11 protein-coding genes and 2 pseudogenes are annotated in these 14,634 nt (G+C 63.2%); 6 read left to right on the top strand and 7 right to left on the bottom strand.

The annotated features are described in order from the left end of the window. Positions 1-11: 11 nt before the first annotated feature. The 6 genes and pseudogenes from J7I85_RS11890 to pulA form a co-directional block, all read right to left on the bottom strand. A pseudogene (locus J7I85_RS11890) lies at positions 12-263 on the bottom strand (carbohydrate ABC transporter permease); the annotation flags it as partial. A 38-nt stretch (positions 264-301) separates the two neighbouring features. Beyond that, entirely contained in the window at positions 302-1,198 is an 897-nt protein-coding gene (locus tag J7I85_RS11885; RefSeq protein ID WP_214851960.1) for a carbohydrate ABC transporter permease, read from the bottom strand. Then, positions 1,195-2,133 carry a carbohydrate ABC transporter permease gene (locus J7I85_RS11880; protein ID WP_214851959.1) on the bottom strand — a complete coding sequence of 313 codons (939 nt, stop codon included), beginning with the start codon at positions 2,131-2,133 and terminating at the stop codon, positions 1,195-1,197. The genes J7I85_RS11885 and J7I85_RS11880 overlap by 4 nt, the downstream gene beginning before the upstream one ends. Continuing rightward, positions 2,130-3,455 (bottom strand): ABC transporter substrate-binding protein, encoded by a 1,326-nt coding sequence (locus J7I85_RS11875; protein WP_214851958.1) that lies wholly within the window; start codon positions 3,453-3,455, stop codon positions 2,130-2,132. Before J7I85_RS11875 ends, J7I85_RS11880 begins: the two co-directional genes overlap by 4 nt. Before the next feature lie 622 nt (positions 3,456-4,077). After that, complete coding sequence (locus J7I85_RS11870) at positions 4,078-4,287, bottom strand: hypothetical protein (protein WP_214851957.1); 210 nt, start codon at positions 4,285-4,287, stop codon at positions 4,078-4,080. A 68-nt stretch (positions 4,288-4,355) separates the two neighbouring features. Then, positions 4,356-7,409, bottom strand: a complete 3,054-nt coding sequence (pulA, locus tag J7I85_RS11865) for a pullulanase-type alpha-1,6-glucosidase (RefSeq protein WP_374102466.1) — start codon at positions 7,407-7,409, stop codon at positions 4,356-4,358. 190 nt (positions 7,410-7,599) lie between these two features. On the opposite strand from pulA, the gene J7I85_RS11860 reads away from it, so the two are divergent. Both J7I85_RS11860 and J7I85_RS11855 read left to right on the top strand, forming a co-directional pair. Then, positions 7,600-8,847, top strand: coding sequence for an ROK family transcriptional regulator (locus J7I85_RS11860; RefSeq protein ID WP_214851955.1), 1,248 nt, complete (start codon positions 7,600-7,602; stop codon positions 8,845-8,847). Between the two features lie 543 nt (positions 8,848-9,390). Then, positions 9,391-10,306: pseudogene (locus J7I85_RS11855) on the top strand (DUF4113 domain-containing protein); the annotation flags it as partial. A gap of 29 nt (positions 10,307-10,335) precedes the next feature. Here the strand turns inward: J7I85_RS11855 and J7I85_RS11850 are convergent. Continuing rightward, positions 10,336-10,536, bottom strand: a complete 201-nt coding sequence (locus J7I85_RS11850) for a hypothetical protein (protein ID WP_214851954.1) — start codon at positions 10,534-10,536, stop codon at positions 10,336-10,338. A gap of 176 nt (positions 10,537-10,712) precedes the next feature. Here J7I85_RS11850 and J7I85_RS11845 point away from each other — a divergent pair, with 176 nt between their 5' ends. The 4 genes from J7I85_RS11845 (at position 10,713) to J7I85_RS11830 (ending at position 14,582) form a co-directional block, all read left to right on the top strand. After that, complete coding sequence (locus tag J7I85_RS11845; RefSeq protein WP_214851953.1) at positions 10,713-11,219, top strand: universal stress protein; 507 nt, start codon at positions 10,713-10,715, stop codon at positions 11,217-11,219. Between the two features lie 282 nt (positions 11,220-11,501). Next, the gene (locus tag J7I85_RS11840) at positions 11,502-11,858 is read left to right on the top strand and encodes a metal-sensitive transcriptional regulator (protein ID WP_214851952.1); all 357 of its coding nucleotides are present in this window, start codon (positions 11,502-11,504) and stop codon (positions 11,856-11,858) included. A 59-nt stretch (positions 11,859-11,917) separates the two neighbouring features. Continuing rightward, positions 11,918-12,148 (top strand): heavy-metal-associated domain-containing protein, encoded by a 231-nt coding sequence (locus J7I85_RS11835; protein WP_003799993.1) that lies wholly within the window; start codon positions 11,918-11,920, stop codon positions 12,146-12,148. Positions 12,149-12,206: 58 nt separating this feature from the next. Beyond that, the gene (locus J7I85_RS11830) at positions 12,207-14,582 is read left to right on the top strand and encodes a cation-translocating P-type ATPase (protein ID WP_214851951.1); all 2,376 of its coding nucleotides are present in this window, start codon (positions 12,207-12,209) and stop codon (positions 14,580-14,582) included. Positions 14,583-14,634 lie beyond the last annotated feature (52 nt).

Raw genomic sequence — 14,634 nt, 5'->3', positions numbered from 1 at the left:
GCTTGGTCTGGCTATCTAACGGTCCGGCGCATTACTCCGGACAGGACCCAGCGCTGAGCGAGGAGGTAACCGACCAGGGTGGGTGTCATGGCCATCAGGTAGGACGCGAATGCGAGGCGGTAGTTGGTGTTGAACTCGCTTTGGAACAGCATCTGCACCACGGGAAGGTCTGCAGGGCAGGGTCAGCGATCATCATCTGCGGGAGGAGGAAGTCGTTCCATTAGCCCCAGGAAGGCGAAGATGCCCACCATGGCGGATGAGGGTGGTTCCTGCCACCGTCATCCGGCCGTCGATGAGGTTGTTAGGATTTGGATCCGGAGAGGGCGATGCCTTCGACGATCTGGCGTTGGGCGATGCCGAACATGATCAGCAATGGTGCTGCCGCCAAGGTGGTAGCGGCCATGAGGGCGGTCCAGTCAGCGCCGTACTGGCCCTTGAACTGGTTCACCAGCAGCGGGAGCGTGAAGTTCGCGTCGCTGTTGAGGAAGATCAGCGGGCCGAAGAAGTTGTTCCACTGCCCCAGGAACGTGAAGATTCCGAGCGCGGTGAGCGGGGTGCGCAGCAGCGGCAGGATCAAGGTGGTGAAGATCCGGAAGCGGCTCGCACCGTCGAGCTCGGCTGCCTCCTCAAGCTCCTTTGGGATGCCTTTAACGTACTGGCGCATGAGGAACACGCCGAAAGCGTTGAAGAGTGCGGCAGGTACGATCAGTGCTGCGTGGGTGTCAACCCAGCCGAGCCATCCCATGATGATGTAGAGCGGGATGATGGTCAGCTGGGCCGGAACCATCATCGTCGCCAGGAACACCATGAACAGGGGCTTGCTTCCGCGGAATTCGATCCGGGCAAAGGCGTAAGCGGCCATGGATGAAGTGAGCAGGGAAACTGCGGTGACGGTTACTGCAATGTAGGTGCTATTCCAGAAACCGCGAACGAAGTCGGCACCTGCGAAGGCTTTCTCATAACCCTCCGTGGTCCATTCAAGCGGGAACAAGGCCGGGGGCTGCGCAAAGATCTCGGTCAGCGGTTTGAACGAGGACAGCAGCATCCAGAGGAATGGCAGGGCCATCAGGATGGCGCAGGCAGCCAGTGCAACGTGAAGGATAGTCCGGCCGGCCAGACGCCGTGGGTGCAACCCCCTGCGCTTCGGATCCTCGCTCGCGCTCCGGCGGCTGTTTCGGATAGTGGTGGAAGTGCTCATTCTGCGTAGTGGACCCATCTCTTTTGGACTGCCAGCTGCAGGGCGGTAATGCCGAGCAGTGACAGCAGGAGCAGGAATGCCAAGGCCGATGCCTGGCCAAAATTAAACTCGCGGAAGGCGATCTGGACGATTTCGTACACGATCGTGCGGGCCGCCTCCGGAGCGTTGCTGTCCATGAAGACATAGATGTAGTCGAAGATCTGGAAGGAGCCGATGATCGAGGTGATCGAGAGGAACAGGATGGTAGGGGACAGCAGCGGAATAGTGACGTGCACAAGCTTCTGCCACCCGCTGCAGCCGTCCAGCTCGGCCGCTTCCAGGAAGGACGAGCCGATGCTCTGCAGTCCGGCCATGAACATCACCAGCTGATAGCCCAGGCCTTGCCAGATTGCCACGATAGCGAAGGCCGGGATGACGAAATTGGGGTCCTGCAGCCAGTCCGGGGACTGAATGCCGATGCTGCGCAAAGCGCTGCTGAGCGGGCTGATGTCCGGGTTGAACAGCCACAGCCAGATCGCAGCAACCGCCACCGAAGACGTCACCACAGGTGCCACGAAACAAAGCCGGTAGACCGAAGTCATCTTGCCGGCCTTCTGCATCAGCACGGCAAAGACAAAGCTTGAAATCATCAGACCCGGCACCTGCAGCGCCGTAAACCACACCGTGTTCAGGACCGAGCGCTGGATCCGCGGGTTGGACAGCACGTCCGCGAAGTTCCCGAACCCGGCAAACGTCGCGGCACCGAAGCCATCCCAATCACTGAAGGCCAACACCAGCGCAAACACCAACGGTCCGACCATGAAGGCGGCCAGCCCGACCAGTTGCGGCGACAGAAAGACCAGCGCGGCGATTGTGTCCTTGCGCCGCCGCGAGAGACCGCGTCCAGAGGACTGGGCAACCCGTGCCTGCGTGGGGGCGGCGGTCAGCGTGCTCACTTCGTCGACTCCACCAGCCGGGTGACCGCAGAACTGAAAGACGCCGCCGTCGTCGAGGAATCCTTGAACAGCTTGTCGACCAGAAGGGGCAGCTCAGTGGCGGTTTTCGAATTGCCGACGAAAGCACGGGGAATGGCGTATCCCTTGGCCACAACATCGTTGAACCACTGGCCGTGCACCGGCACGCCGCCCTCTGTGGCGATCTCGTCCAGTCCCTTAATTGACGGCACGGCGTTACCGCCACCGGAGAGCCGGAACTTCTGACCGTCACGGCTGACGTAGTTGCCGATCAGCTCCAGGGCTTTCTCTCGGTTTTTGGCTTTGGCATTGAGCGCAATAGCCGCCGTAGCGACCGGTACCGGAACAATGTCCTTGCCCGAGGGCGAGGGGACCGGGGCGATGTCATAACCGAACTTGACATCCTTAAGCGTCGGCAGGGCCCAACGGCCGACATTGTTCAAAGCAAGTTGGCCGGCAAGGAAAAGGGCGTCCCCGCTTTGGCCCTTAGGCAGGGAACCTGCATAGGTGATGTTGCCCGACTTGAACTGCGCGAGCAGCCATTCCAGTCCCTGCTGGGCCTTGGGATCGTCGGCAAAAACCAGCTTGCCGGATCCGTCGGTCAATTGACCGCCGAACATGGTGGTGGCCCAGCACCAGTTGAACCACCAGTTGGCCAGGATCAGCCCCTTCTTGCCGGAGGCGCGGACCTTACCCAGCAGATCCTCCAGCGCGTCCGGAGTCCACCTGCCTGCCTCGAAAAGCTGGGAGGGATCCTGGGACACCCCTGCGGCGGAGAGAACGTCCTTGTTGAACCAGAGCACTGAAGGATTGCAGTCCACCGGGATACCGAAAATCCCGGCGCTGCCATCGGCAGGCTTGCACCACTGGTACAGATCCTCCGGGAAGTCCTCAAGCTTGATGGGGGCCTTCCCGCCGTTGAGGTATTCGGTCAAATCCGAAATTTGCTTGGCATCAATCATTTTGGCCATATCGGCATCGCCCACGTAGAAGGCATCGGGGGCAGCACCGCCCGCGAGCTGTGAGAGCATCTTGGCCTGATAGTCGCCGACGACGGCCTGAAAGTTGACTTTGGCGTTGATCTTCTTGCCGAGCTCGGTGGCGAACTGCTTATACCGTTCACCCTCGCCCGGGTTGGCCCATGCCGCCCAGGAAACACTGCCTCCGGCGCCGGATCCGCCGGAGGCAGAACCGCCACCGCAGGCCGCCAGTGCCGGGGTGGCCGCCAGGCCCAGCGCACCCAACATGCCGGTCCGCAAAACGGCACGGCGGTCAACAGAACGTGAGAAGAGGGAGTCAGACATCGACGTCAGTCCTTTCAGCTAAGCGGGTGGCCAAGAGGCAGGCCAAACCGCGGAGCAGTTTATATTGCTAGTAAATTTAGTGTCCGTCAAAAGCATGGGGTGACGCAGACCACAAAGTCAAGCTTCGAGGGGTTAAGACTTTTAGATGAAGTTCGGGCCTGAAACTAGGGTGCAGTCCTCCATAGGTGCCCATTCAGGACAGAGGGGAAGGCAGAGAATGGCTGAGGCCCGTGCCATTGGCACAGGGGCTGTCACAGCCCATCCACGGCTGTGCATCTCCGGAGTTCATAACCGGTCGCTTTATTGCTGAATTCAACCAGCCTGATTGTGTGAGTGGGACGCTCTGCATTCTGCGTTGGGGTTCTTCTGGTCGCGCAGCGACCAGAAGATTTTCAAGTTCCGCCAACGTATGCATCGCTAGCGGCGGTAGGGCGCAGCCGTCCTTCCCGTGGCGCCTGGTGCGGGGTGTTCTATGGGCTGGTAGTGGCGGGCTGCCGGTTCCCAGAGCTTTCCCATCGCCCGTCCTCGGATTCGGAGGAGTTGTGTTCGACTGAGCGGTTCCGGTGCGTCATGTTTTCCCCGGTGGGCCCGTCAGAACTATTGGTGATGTGAATGTGGCCGGTCATGTCTCGTCATGTTCTCTCACCCAGCCATAAGGGACCTCGGCGGTGATAGAGACGGTGAAGTATGCGGGCGAGTGCCTGGTGACAAGCACCCCTCCGCTCCGTTCCCTTGTCGCCATGCTCATGGCGGTGTCGATCGCTTCATTAAGCCGGACGTCCACGTCCCTCTTGGAGCAGGTCTCGGGCGAGATACGGATAACCAGTTGCATTTGAGCGTTTCCTTTCGCGCTACAGGGTCAAGGGGGCCGGCAGAGTGGCTCTGCCGGCCCCCTTGCGTTTACTTGGCTTGGAAGACGGCTACGGTGCGAGCGGGGACGGTGAATGAACCGCTGGCGGGATCATAGGCTGCTGTCTTCACAATCGGGTCAGGGCCGGAGGCCTGGACCGGGTGAAGGCTGTACCTCGCGCCCGCTGTGCCCGGAACGGTCTGGGTGGCCGGCTTGTCCGAGGCATTGAAGATGACGACCATGCCCTTGAGGTCCTTGTCGACGTCAGAGCCCACGGTGTCGTCCAGTCGCATCACCACAACCCCGGGAGCCTGGTTTGGGCCGGCCGAGGGGAAGGAGAGTTTTTGCTGGATGAGTTTGGCGTCCCCAAGGTGGAACAGCGGAGAGCTCCTGCGGATTTCGAGCAGCTCTTCGGCGCGCTCACGAGCGGCGGCGATATGTGCCGGTTGCGGGTTCAGTGCCGGGTCTGCAAGCAGGGGCTTCATGTAGGGATATTTGTCCCTGTTGTCGCGCTCAGGCGGTAGGCCCCGGGCAAATCCGTTCGTGGTACCGGTGTGATCCAGCACGTTGAACCAGTCACCGGAGTCGTAGCTGTTTCGGTCCAGGGACTTGCTGCGCAGGTTTTCTGTGCCTGCATGCCAGAACGATATGCCTTGGCCGAAGGCCGTGGTGCTCAGGGCGAGGGTGTTCATCCGGATGCGACCCTCCATGGAGGTTCCCTGGGGAAGCTTCAGCGTCAGTGCGTCGAAGAGGGTTTCATTGTCGTGCGCGTCAACGTAGGTGATCGCTTCAGAGGGGTCCGCCGTGTACCCGGCGGGCTTGCCCCCATAGACGACGTCCGATCCCTTTACGGTGGCCCCGGTCCGGTCGATGAATGAGTAGTCCTTGAGGTTTCCGGTCAGGCCGACTTTGAGCTGGTCCTGGGCGAGCAGGAGCGTGGCGCGTTGTTCCTGCGGGCTTCCGTTGGCCGGGGACGGATTCGGATCGGTAAAGAGCCCGGAGGCGAAGCCTTGGATGCGCGGGTCCTCGTCAAAGGGGGTGCCTCCGCGGACGGCATCACGTTGCCGGTCGTTGAAGGTGCCGATTCCCGTGCCGGCCATGTTCTGCTGAGTGGCCTGCACGAAGCGTGCGTCGTTAGCGACTTCCCCGAATTCCCAGCCTTCCCCGTAGAGGTAGATGTTCTTGCCGTCCACGCCGTCCCCCTGGAGTGTCAGCTTGTCCAGGGCTGCCCTGACATCGAGGAGGTTCTGCTTGGTGTGGTGTCCCATCAGGTCAAAGCGGAATCCGTCCAGTTTGTATGTCTTGGCCAGCGTGACGAGGGAATCGACCATGAGCTTGCCCATCATGGTTTTTTCCGTTGCAGTGTTGGCGCAGCAGGTTGAAGTCTCCACGGCGCCGGTGGTTGGGTTGAGCCTGTGGTAGTAGCCCGGGACGATGCGGTCCAGGTTGTGGGAGGAGTTCTGTCCGGTGCCGGAAGTGTGGTTGTAGACGACATCCTGGATCACTCGGGCCCCTGCCTTGTTTAGCCCAGCGACCATTTCACGGAATTCGAGGGTTCGGACGGCGCCTTGGGGATTGGTGGCGTATGACCCCTCCGGGGTTGCGTAATGCAGTGGGTCATAACCCCAGTTGAACCCGTCCTTGGCGGCAACGGCGCCTACGCAGGCCTGCTGTTCTTCGCTGTTCGAAGGAAGGGCCGGCAGATCACATTGCGGTTCCTGTTGCAGCTCGCGACGTTCATCGATGGTGGCAATGTCGTTCACCGGGAGAAGGTGGACGGCGTTGATGCCGGACTTGGTCATTTCCTGCAGGTGGTGCATGCCGTCACTGTCTTGGTGGGTGAAAGCCTTATACGTTCCGCGGTCTGAGGACGGGACGGTCTTGTCTGCTATAGAGAAGTCACGGACGTGCAGTTCGTAGACCGAGAGGTCCTCGGGTTTTTCGACAACCGGCTTGGCGATGTTTTCCCAACCGGCGGGAGCCAGGGCCGGGTCGGCCAGGTTCACGAAGAGACTGCGTTCGGAGTTCGTTGACAATCCCACACTGTAAGGATCGGTGACGAAGTTCTTCTCGACTTTGCCTGTCTCGGGGACGAAAACTTCCACTTCGAAGAGATAGTAGTCACCCTTCCAGGCCTTGTCGCCCAGGACTGCCCACACGCCGTTCCGGCCGTCCTTCATCGGGACGCTGGCCCTGGGCTCACCGCCGGATCCGTTGTCATAGACATGCAGTGTTACGTTGCGGGCGGTGGGCGCCCAAAGGGACAGCTCCGGCCGATCGCTCTTCCAGCGCAGCCCGAGGTCCTGCTTTGCAGCAGAGGCATACACCTCATCCAGGACCCCGGGGATCTGAAGACCGGTGGTTGCGACGGTGTTGCCTGCCGCATCCTGGGCTGCCAGAATCAGCTGGCCCTTGAGAAGTCTCCGCGCTTCCCGTGCTGCCTCCGCGGGCAGTTTCAATACCGTGGACCCGGCCAGGTGCGGATATTTCGCAGCCAACGCGCCGTCAAGTCCCCCAGGCTTGAGGCTAAGGGGCTTGGCCGTTCCGCCGAGTATCTTCCCGTCCGAGACTGTAAGGCCGCCGTTCGCGGCAGTGTAGAGCGCGAATGAAGTCGCCTGGGCCGGGTCAAGTCCCTTCCACGTGATCGTGTCCGACGTGAGCCAGTGTCCTGCAGAGGGACCGCCCAAGGACTCAGGCAAGTCGTCACTTAAGCGGTGCGTGCTGTGGTCGTAAGTGAACGTGACCGGTCCTCCCGGTGCCTGGACCGGGATGTTTGCACCGCCAGCAATTCCATCCGCACCGTAGTTCTCTGCCCAGGAGTCGTTCAGGGCAGCCTTGACTTCATAACTTCCTGCCGGAACGTCGAAGGTCGCTTTGTAAAGACCATCGGTGCCGGGGACAGGCTGAAGCCGTGTAGCTGCACATTCCGGCTGCCATTCCCCTGCACACCCCAGTTCATCCTGAAGCGATCCGACAAGAGTCACAGAGCTTGGCAACTCTGTATGCGCCGCAACTGCAGGTAAGGCCGCACCGGCGAGTGCAGCGGGAATGCTGGTGCCGATGGCCAAAGCCGATAACAGCGCTTTTCGCCTGCAGCCACTCATCGAGAATTGTTGGATCATCGTTGACCTCCTGACCAGGCCCATGCTGGGCCCGGAAGATGTGAGTAAGGGGAACCGTCATGAACAGGGGAGTGCTCCGGAGGGGAGTCCATTTACCGTTCGACTTTAATTCAGTACAAAAATTTAGTCGCTCAAGTATTATGTGACGTAACTCAGAGAGAGGTCAATACCTATGTCTTCTGTGATCTCCCCACCCGGGCCCCAGCTGCTGCGCAGAGTAAGCGCCACTGCTGTTCTGGACTTCATCCGAGCTTCGGGTGCAGTGACCGTTACCCAGGTCATGCAGGCAACTGGACTCGCGCGGGCCACTGCCATATCGGTGTGCGAGGAGCTGATGGAGCGGGGCTGGATCAGGGAACTGGAGAACCAGCGCGCCTTCGGCCAGTACCAGAAAGGCCGGCCCGCCCGCCGGTTCGAGCTCAACGAAAGTGCCGGTTACGTCATGGGCGTGGACGTGGGAATCGCAAAGGCCACTGCCGTCGTGTCAAACCTCCGGGGGGAAACTGTCGGAAGGTCCAGTCAGCCATTTCCCGGTGTCCAGATCAGGGCCGAGGAGCGCATCCCGGGCGTCCAGATGACTGCCGAGGAACGCCTTGCCGTCATCGATCGGACGGCGATGACGGCCCTTCAAAACGCAGGTGTTTCTGCCGACAAGGTGCTTGCCGTGAGCGTGGGAATAGCAGCACCCGTTGACCGAAACGGTGAGGTGCTGGCCACTCAACGCTTCTGGGAGCTTTTTGACGTCGACCTCAAAGCCGCTTTCCAAGACCTCCACGGCTGGAACGTGTTGCTGGAAAACGATGCAAACCTTGCTGCCTTGGGCGAACGCTGGCGCGGCGCATCTGTCGGCGTGGACGACGTCGTGGTGATCCTCTCCAGCGAACGCTTCGGTTCGGGAGTCATCGACGGCGGGCGGCTCCTGCACGGCAGCCACGGCGGCGCCGGCGAGTTGGCGTTCCTGAAGCAGGTTGAAGGTGTAGGCGATACCTTCGGTATCGCCCTCATGGCCAGAACATGGGCCACCGAAGCCCTGGCAGGCAAAGCCAAGACATCCCTCCGAACTCATACCCGACAGGGCGTCGAAGCCGAACATGTTTTCGACGCAGCCGCAGATGGAGACGATGTGGCCGTAAAAATTCTGGACCGTCTCGCGGACAGGATGGCCAGGGTCATCGGAGCGGTAGCCACCATCTTCAACCCGGAACTGGTCGTCATCGGCGGCGCCGTGGCAAAGTCCGCCGGGGTGCTGCTTGAACCCATCGCCGAGCGACTGAAAGAATTTACGGCGACCCCGCCGCGGATCGCCGTTTCTCCGCTAGAAGATTCGATAGTTGCTGTAGGTGCCACGAGGAGCGCTTTGGACTATGTGGAGAAAAACAGTCTGGACCTTGTGCTGCGCACTCAGGAGATAGCTGATTAAGATGCGAATCATGTCTGGGCCGCGCTGAGCGGGCCGAGGGCGTCCGCGCCTTCGGGCTGACCCCGCTGTAAAGGCCGTCAGCCGCAGCATGCCCAACATCCGGCCGCCGAGTTTGAATGTGGCTCCCGCATGCCCGGCGCGCCGGCTACGATGTCTCCGTTCCAAAGATGTGGGCCCTTGTGGGAGGCCTACAAAAGTGAACCGCCATTCCGAACGAACAGTCACAGCCCGGAGCGTGCAGGATCAAATGCACGGAGACGGGGGATTACTGCAATGTCAATGTCGGGCCCCGCGCGCCGCTCCATGCGCCCGTGCCAGCCGATCTTGCAGTCGGCGATTCTCGTCCGTGAGCTGACGGATGCGCTGGTGGGCAAGCTGAAGCCGTCGGTGCATCGATGCCTCCGACGCTCGAACGGACTACGCCGTTGGTGATGTTCTGGCCGGTCCTTTCCGCTGCTGGAGCTGTTCCAACAGGTCTGGCTGGGTGTAAAGCCAGGAGCGTGACACGCCGCTGTCCTGGCAAGCTCGCTGACGGTTGCGGGCCTCGGCCGGACCATCAAGGCCGCGGTCCAGCGCAACGTCGGGGTGCCCGTATGCGTAGGCATCGCCTCCACCAAGACGCTCGCCAAGCTCGCCAACCGGTGGGCAAAGAACAACCCCGCTCTCGGCGGGGTGTGCCGCTGGGAGTCGATGGACCCGGAAGCGCGTGAACTGCCGATGGCCCGGCTGCCGGTATCGGGTCTGGGGCGTGGCGGGCCGGCTGGAAAAGCGGCTGAACGCCATGGGGATCTGCTCCATCCTGGAGCTGAGCCGGGCCGATCCGGTGATGGTGCGCGACCGCTTTTCGGTGGTGCTCATGCGCACCGTGCTGGAGCTGCGTGGAACACCGTGCATACCGCTGGAGGAGGAACGCTTGGGGCGGGATCAGCTGATCTTCTCGCGCTCGTTTTCCACTCCCCTGACGTCGGTCCCCGAATTTCGCCAGGTCCTGAGCGTCTACGCGCAGCAGGCGATTGCCCGGCTGGCCCGGCACCACCTTCAGGCCAAGGTCCTCACCGCGTTCGCCGGCACGTCCCATTACAACCCGAAGGACAAGTCGTTTCCCTCGGTGCGCATTCCGCTGCCCATGCCCACCTCAGACCCGGTACTGCTCACCAGGGCTGCCCACGCCCTGCTTCCCGCGATCCAGGATGGCGTCAAATACGCCCGCGCCGGCATCATGGTGACCGACCTTCGGCCCTCCGGCAATCAGCAGCCTCTGGAGCCCTTCACCAACCCGCACGAGGAACGCGGGATCGGCCCGTTGCTTGAGCAGATCAGCCGGAAGTACGGCAGGGGCACCATCGGACTCGGGTTTGCAGGCTTGAGGAGCGACCTGGACTGGAGCATGAGGCGTGGCATGCGTTCGCCGCGGTACACGGCGCACTGGGACGAGTTGCCGGTGGTGCGCGCGGCATGACCGGCAGCGGCGAACCGGTCCGCGATCAGTCAGTCCACGAATTCAGACTGCGTCTCGATGAAATCCCACTCGGCTTCGGTCAGGACTGCCTGCGGCGTGTCCGGGTGCGGACCTCCCGCCTCGGCAATCCCCTGCATCACGAACACCGGAACGTCGCCGGCCCGCAGGTTCTCGCGAAGCCACTCCTTGCTTTTCAAGTCCAGATCAAGCCACCACATGTAAATCTGCATGGGACGCCGCCTTTCTACGTCTCCACGCTAGGCTCGCCGCGGCCGGGATTCAAGGGAGAATCAGCACTCTTCTCCACGGGGCAGCAGCCGTACCGCAGGGCTGAAAACCGCCGCTGAGCTGGGGCGCAGGCGGCAGTGGCTCTGGTCTTTCCTGATGCCGCAGGCAACAATTGACTATGGATGCAGAGCATTTCAGCGGCCCGCCTCCCCTCCTAGTGGGTATGGTTCCCGGCCAGCATCCGGAGGTCCTCAAGACCGCCGTCACCCTGGCGGAAAAGCTGTCCGCCCCGCTGCTGTGCGCCTACGTGGACGAGGCAAGCTACCTGGTTGAGTGGGATCCCGCGCGCTCTGCGCACCGGCTTTCCCTGCATCCCGACAGGGACGACGACGACATCCGTTCCGTAACGACGGATCTGAAGTCGGCCATCGGCTCGGCCATGCAGGACGGAGGGCCGGCGTGGACCTTGCGCACGCTGGCCGGGGATCCTGCCCGGGCCCTCGGCAGGCTGGCATCGGAAGTCAATGCTCCGATGATCATCGTGGGCACGCCGGAGCGCGGCTTCGGGCACCGGATCACGGAACTCCTGAACGGCTCCGTGGCTGCCTGGCTCACCCACCATCAAAGCCGTCCCGTGCTGGTGGTCCCGTTCCGGATGGCCGCACACCAGGACCGCGCCGAATAGCCATTAGCGGCTCCAGGCAGCCTCAGAAAAGTAAAGCGAAAGTAGTTATTCGAGGTGGTGGCCAACTCGGCTACCGGCAAGTAAGCTGATCAGGCAGGCCGACGAGGCCCGCCTAAAGACTGCTCCGGAGTGCGTATCCCCCAATAACGCGCTCCGGAGCTTTTTTGTTGCCCGAAAACCGCCGGCACTGGACCATTCCTTTCCGCACCATCACCTTCCGCATCCACTTCGGCTTGCCGCCCGGCCCTTGACTAATACCCCCTAGGGGTATAACTTGAGGTCATGGAAACTTCCGAAGGACGGACGCCGACGGCGTCTAACGAAGAAGCGATTGCTGAGGCCCCGCAGCACGGTTACACAGCCGACAAGGATGCGTACCTGCGCCGGCTCCGGCGGATCGAGGGACAGGTCCGTGGAATTGCCCGGATGGTTGAGGAAGACAAGTACTGCATCGACATCCTGACGCAGGTCGCGGCCGTGACCAAGGCCCTGCACGCCGTCAGCTTGGGCCTTGTGGAAGAACACATCGGCCACTGCGTTGTCGGGGCGGCCTCCGAACCTGATCCTGACCTGCGGGCTGAAGCCATCGACCTCAAGGTTAAGGAGGCGGCGGGTGCCATCGGGCGCCTGCTGCGCTAGGCGCAAACCACCACCCACCAGCCGACCAACCCCGTCGTCGCCCCAACAAGGAGTCAGCAATGAGCACCATCTCCACCAAAGTCCACGTCTCCGGCATGACCTGCGGGCACTGCGTATCGGCCGTCAGCGAGGAGCTCGAGGCGCTGGCCGGCGTCGAGGAGATCGACATCGACCTCAATGCCGGCGGCGTTTCGACCGTCACCATCACCTCCACGCAGAAGCTCTCCCCCTCCGAAATCGGCGAGGCAGTGGCCGAGGCGGGCTACCTGGTGGTGGCCAACGAGGCCTGACCCGCCCCATTCGCACCGAGCACGACCAAAATCGGGCACGACCAGAGAAGGACCAGTCATGGGCACCGAACACCTTTCCGCAGGCTCCGCCAGCCGGGTGATCGAACTCGACGTCGAGGGCATGACCTGTGCGTCGTGCGTGAACCGGGTGGAAAAGAAGCTCGCCAAGCTCGAAGGCGTCCAGGCCACCGTCAACCTCCCCCTGGAAACAGCCCACGTGACCGTCCCGGCCGGCATCACGGACCAACAGATCACAGACCAGGTAGCCTCAGCCGGTTACAAGGCAAGGATCAAACGACCTGCGCGCGGAAGCCAAGAAGAAGAGAGCGCCCGGCACGAGGCCATCGCGACTTCGGCGGACGTCGACCCGCACCACGAAGACCACATGTCGCACGGCGGCAAGGCATCAGAGCTGAAACCGCGCCTGCTCGTCGCAACGGGCCTGGCCGTGCCGGTGTTCCTCATCTCGATGTTCCCGGCTTTCCAGTTCCCCAACTGGGGCTGGGTGGTGGGCGCGCTGGCACTGCCGGTGGTCAGCTGGGCGGCGTGGCCGTTCCACAAGGCGGCCGCCGTCAACGCCCGGCACTTCGCGTCCACCATGGACACCCTGGTATCGCTCGGAGTCATCGCCGCCTACCTGTTCTCCGCCTGGCAGCTCCTCGCCGACCCCCGCCTGACCGAACACCCCGGCATGGAGCAGATGGGCGCTGGCTCAGGCGGCCTTTACTTCGAGGTGGCCAGCGTGGTCACCACGTTCCTTCTGCTGGGCCGGTTCCTGGAGGCGAACGCCAAATCGAAGGCCGGTGACGCCCTGCGCGCGCTCCTGGACCTGGGTGCCAAGGACGCCACCATCCTGCAAGACGGCGCCGAGGTAAAGATCCCGGCAAGCCGGCTGGCGGTCGGGGACCTGATCGTGGTCCGCCCGGGCGAAAAGATCGCCACCGACGGCGTCGTGGTGGACGGCGCCTCGGCGGTGGACGCCTCGCTGGTCACCGGCGAATCCGTTCCCGTGGACGTCGGTCCGGGCAGCCTTGTCACCGGTGCCACCATCAACGCGTCCGGCCGGATGCTGGTCCGGGCCACGCGCGTCGGCGCGGAAACCACCCTGGCCCAGATGGGGCGGCTCGTTTCCCAGGCGCAGACCGGAAAGGCGCCCATCGCCCGGCTTGCTGACCGCATCAGCGCAGTATTCGTGCCGGTGGTCCTGGCCATAGCCCTTCTCACGTTCGCCGGCTGGCTGCTGGCAGCCGGGCCTGACATCACCGGGCCGGAGCTCCGCTCGGCCTTCACAGCCGCGGTGGCCGTGCTGGTCATCGCCTGCCCCTGCGCCCTTGGCCTGGCTACCCCCGTGGGTCTCCTCACCGGCACCGGCCGCGGCGCGCAACTGGGCATCCTCATCAAGGGCCCGCAGGTCCTGGAAGACACCCGCACGGTGGACACCATCCTGCTGGACAAGACCGGAACCGTCACCAGCGGCCAGCTCTCCGTCGAGGCCACCCTGGCATTCGCTTCGTTCAGCGAGGCGGAAGTCCTGCGGCTGGCCGGTGCGGTCGAGTCGGCGTCGGAGCATCCGATCGCCGCCGCGATCGCCGCCGCCGCACGGTCCGCCGTGCCCGCCATGGGCCAGCGGTCGCACACCAGCCACAGCGGCAGTGAAGCGGACGACGGCGCCGGCCTGCCCGCCGTCGTCGGCTTCCATTCCGCGCCGGGCGGCGGAGTGGTGGGAACCGTTGAAGGCCGGCTCGTGGTTGCCGGGCGCAGCGGCTGGCTGCGGGACAACGGCGTGGAGCCCACGCCGGCACAGGATCAGGCGCTCCGCGCCGCGGAACAGTCCGGTGCCACGGCCATCTGGGTGGCAGTGGACGGCGAGACGGCCGGCATCGTCGAGTTGCGGGACACGGTCAAGGCGGGATCGCAGGCCGCTGTGGCACGTCTCAAGGCCCTCGGCCTCCGGCCCATGCTGCTCACGGGCGACAACGCCGCGGTCGCAGCCCAGGTGGCCGCCGTCGTCGGAATCGCCGCGGAGGATGTTTTCGCCGGCGTCCTGCCCGAGGGCAAGGTGGAAGCGGTCCGTCGGCTGCAGGCTGGCGGCGCGACCGTGGCCATGGCAGGAGACGGCGTGAACGACGCCGCGGCCCTGGCGCAGGCCGATCTGGGCATCGCGATGGGCTCCGGCACGGACGTGGCGATCGAAGCCGCCGACCTGACCGTGATGGGCAACGACCTGGGGCAGGTGGCCACCGCGATCGAGCTGTCCCGCCGCACCCTGGCCACCATCAAGACCAACCTGTTCTGGGCCTTCTTCTACAACGCGCTGGGCATTCCACTGGCGGCCCTCGGCCTGCTCAATCCGATGATCGCAGGCGTGGCCATGGCAGCGAGCTCGGTGCTGGTGGTGGCTAACTCGCTGAGGCTCCGCCGCTTCGGCAGGTAGCAACACCCAACTGAGTAGCAGCTGAGGGCGTTCCCAGCGCTGGGAACGCCCT

Source organism: Arthrobacter sp. ISL-65 (genome assembly GCF_018613795.1).
Classification (GTDB): Bacteria; Actinomycetota; Actinomycetes; order Actinomycetales; family Micrococcaceae; genus Arthrobacter.
This window is presented reverse-complemented; position numbering and strand designations above follow the sequence as displayed.

Coding starts and splice junctions, on each gene's coding strand:
- J7I85_RS11870 (WP_214851957.1), bottom strand. CDS start 4,287: ATGCAACTGGTTATCCGTATCTCGCCCGAGACCTGCTCCAAGAGGGAC.
- J7I85_RS11850 (WP_214851954.1), bottom strand. CDS start 10,536: ATGCAGATTTACATGTGGTGGCTTGATCTGGACTTGAAAAGCAAGGAG.
- J7I85_RS11830 (WP_214851951.1), top strand. CDS start 12,207: ATGGGCACCGAACACCTTTCCGCAGGCTCCGCCAGCCGGGTGATCGAA.
- pulA (WP_374102466.1), bottom strand. CDS start 7,409: ATGAGTGGCTGCAGGCGAAAAGCGCTGTTATCGGCTTTGGCCATCGGC.
- J7I85_RS11840 (WP_214851952.1), top strand. CDS start 11,502: ATGGAAACTTCCGAAGGACGGACGCCGACGGCGTCTAACGAAGAAGCG.
- J7I85_RS11860 (WP_214851955.1), top strand. CDS start 7,600: ATGTCTTCTGTGATCTCCCCACCCGGGCCCCAGCTGCTGCGCAGAGTA.
- J7I85_RS11835 (WP_003799993.1), top strand. CDS start 11,918: ATGAGCACCATCTCCACCAAAGTCCACGTCTCCGGCATGACCTGCGGG.
- J7I85_RS11885 (WP_214851960.1), bottom strand. CDS start 1,198: ATGAGCACTTCCACCACTATCCGAAACAGCCGCCGGAGCGCGAGCGAG.
- J7I85_RS11875 (WP_214851958.1), bottom strand. CDS start 3,455: ATGTCTGACTCCCTCTTCTCACGTTCTGTTGACCGCCGTGCCGTTTTG.
- J7I85_RS11845 (WP_214851953.1), top strand. CDS start 10,713: ATGGATGCAGAGCATTTCAGCGGCCCGCCTCCCCTCCTAGTGGGTATG.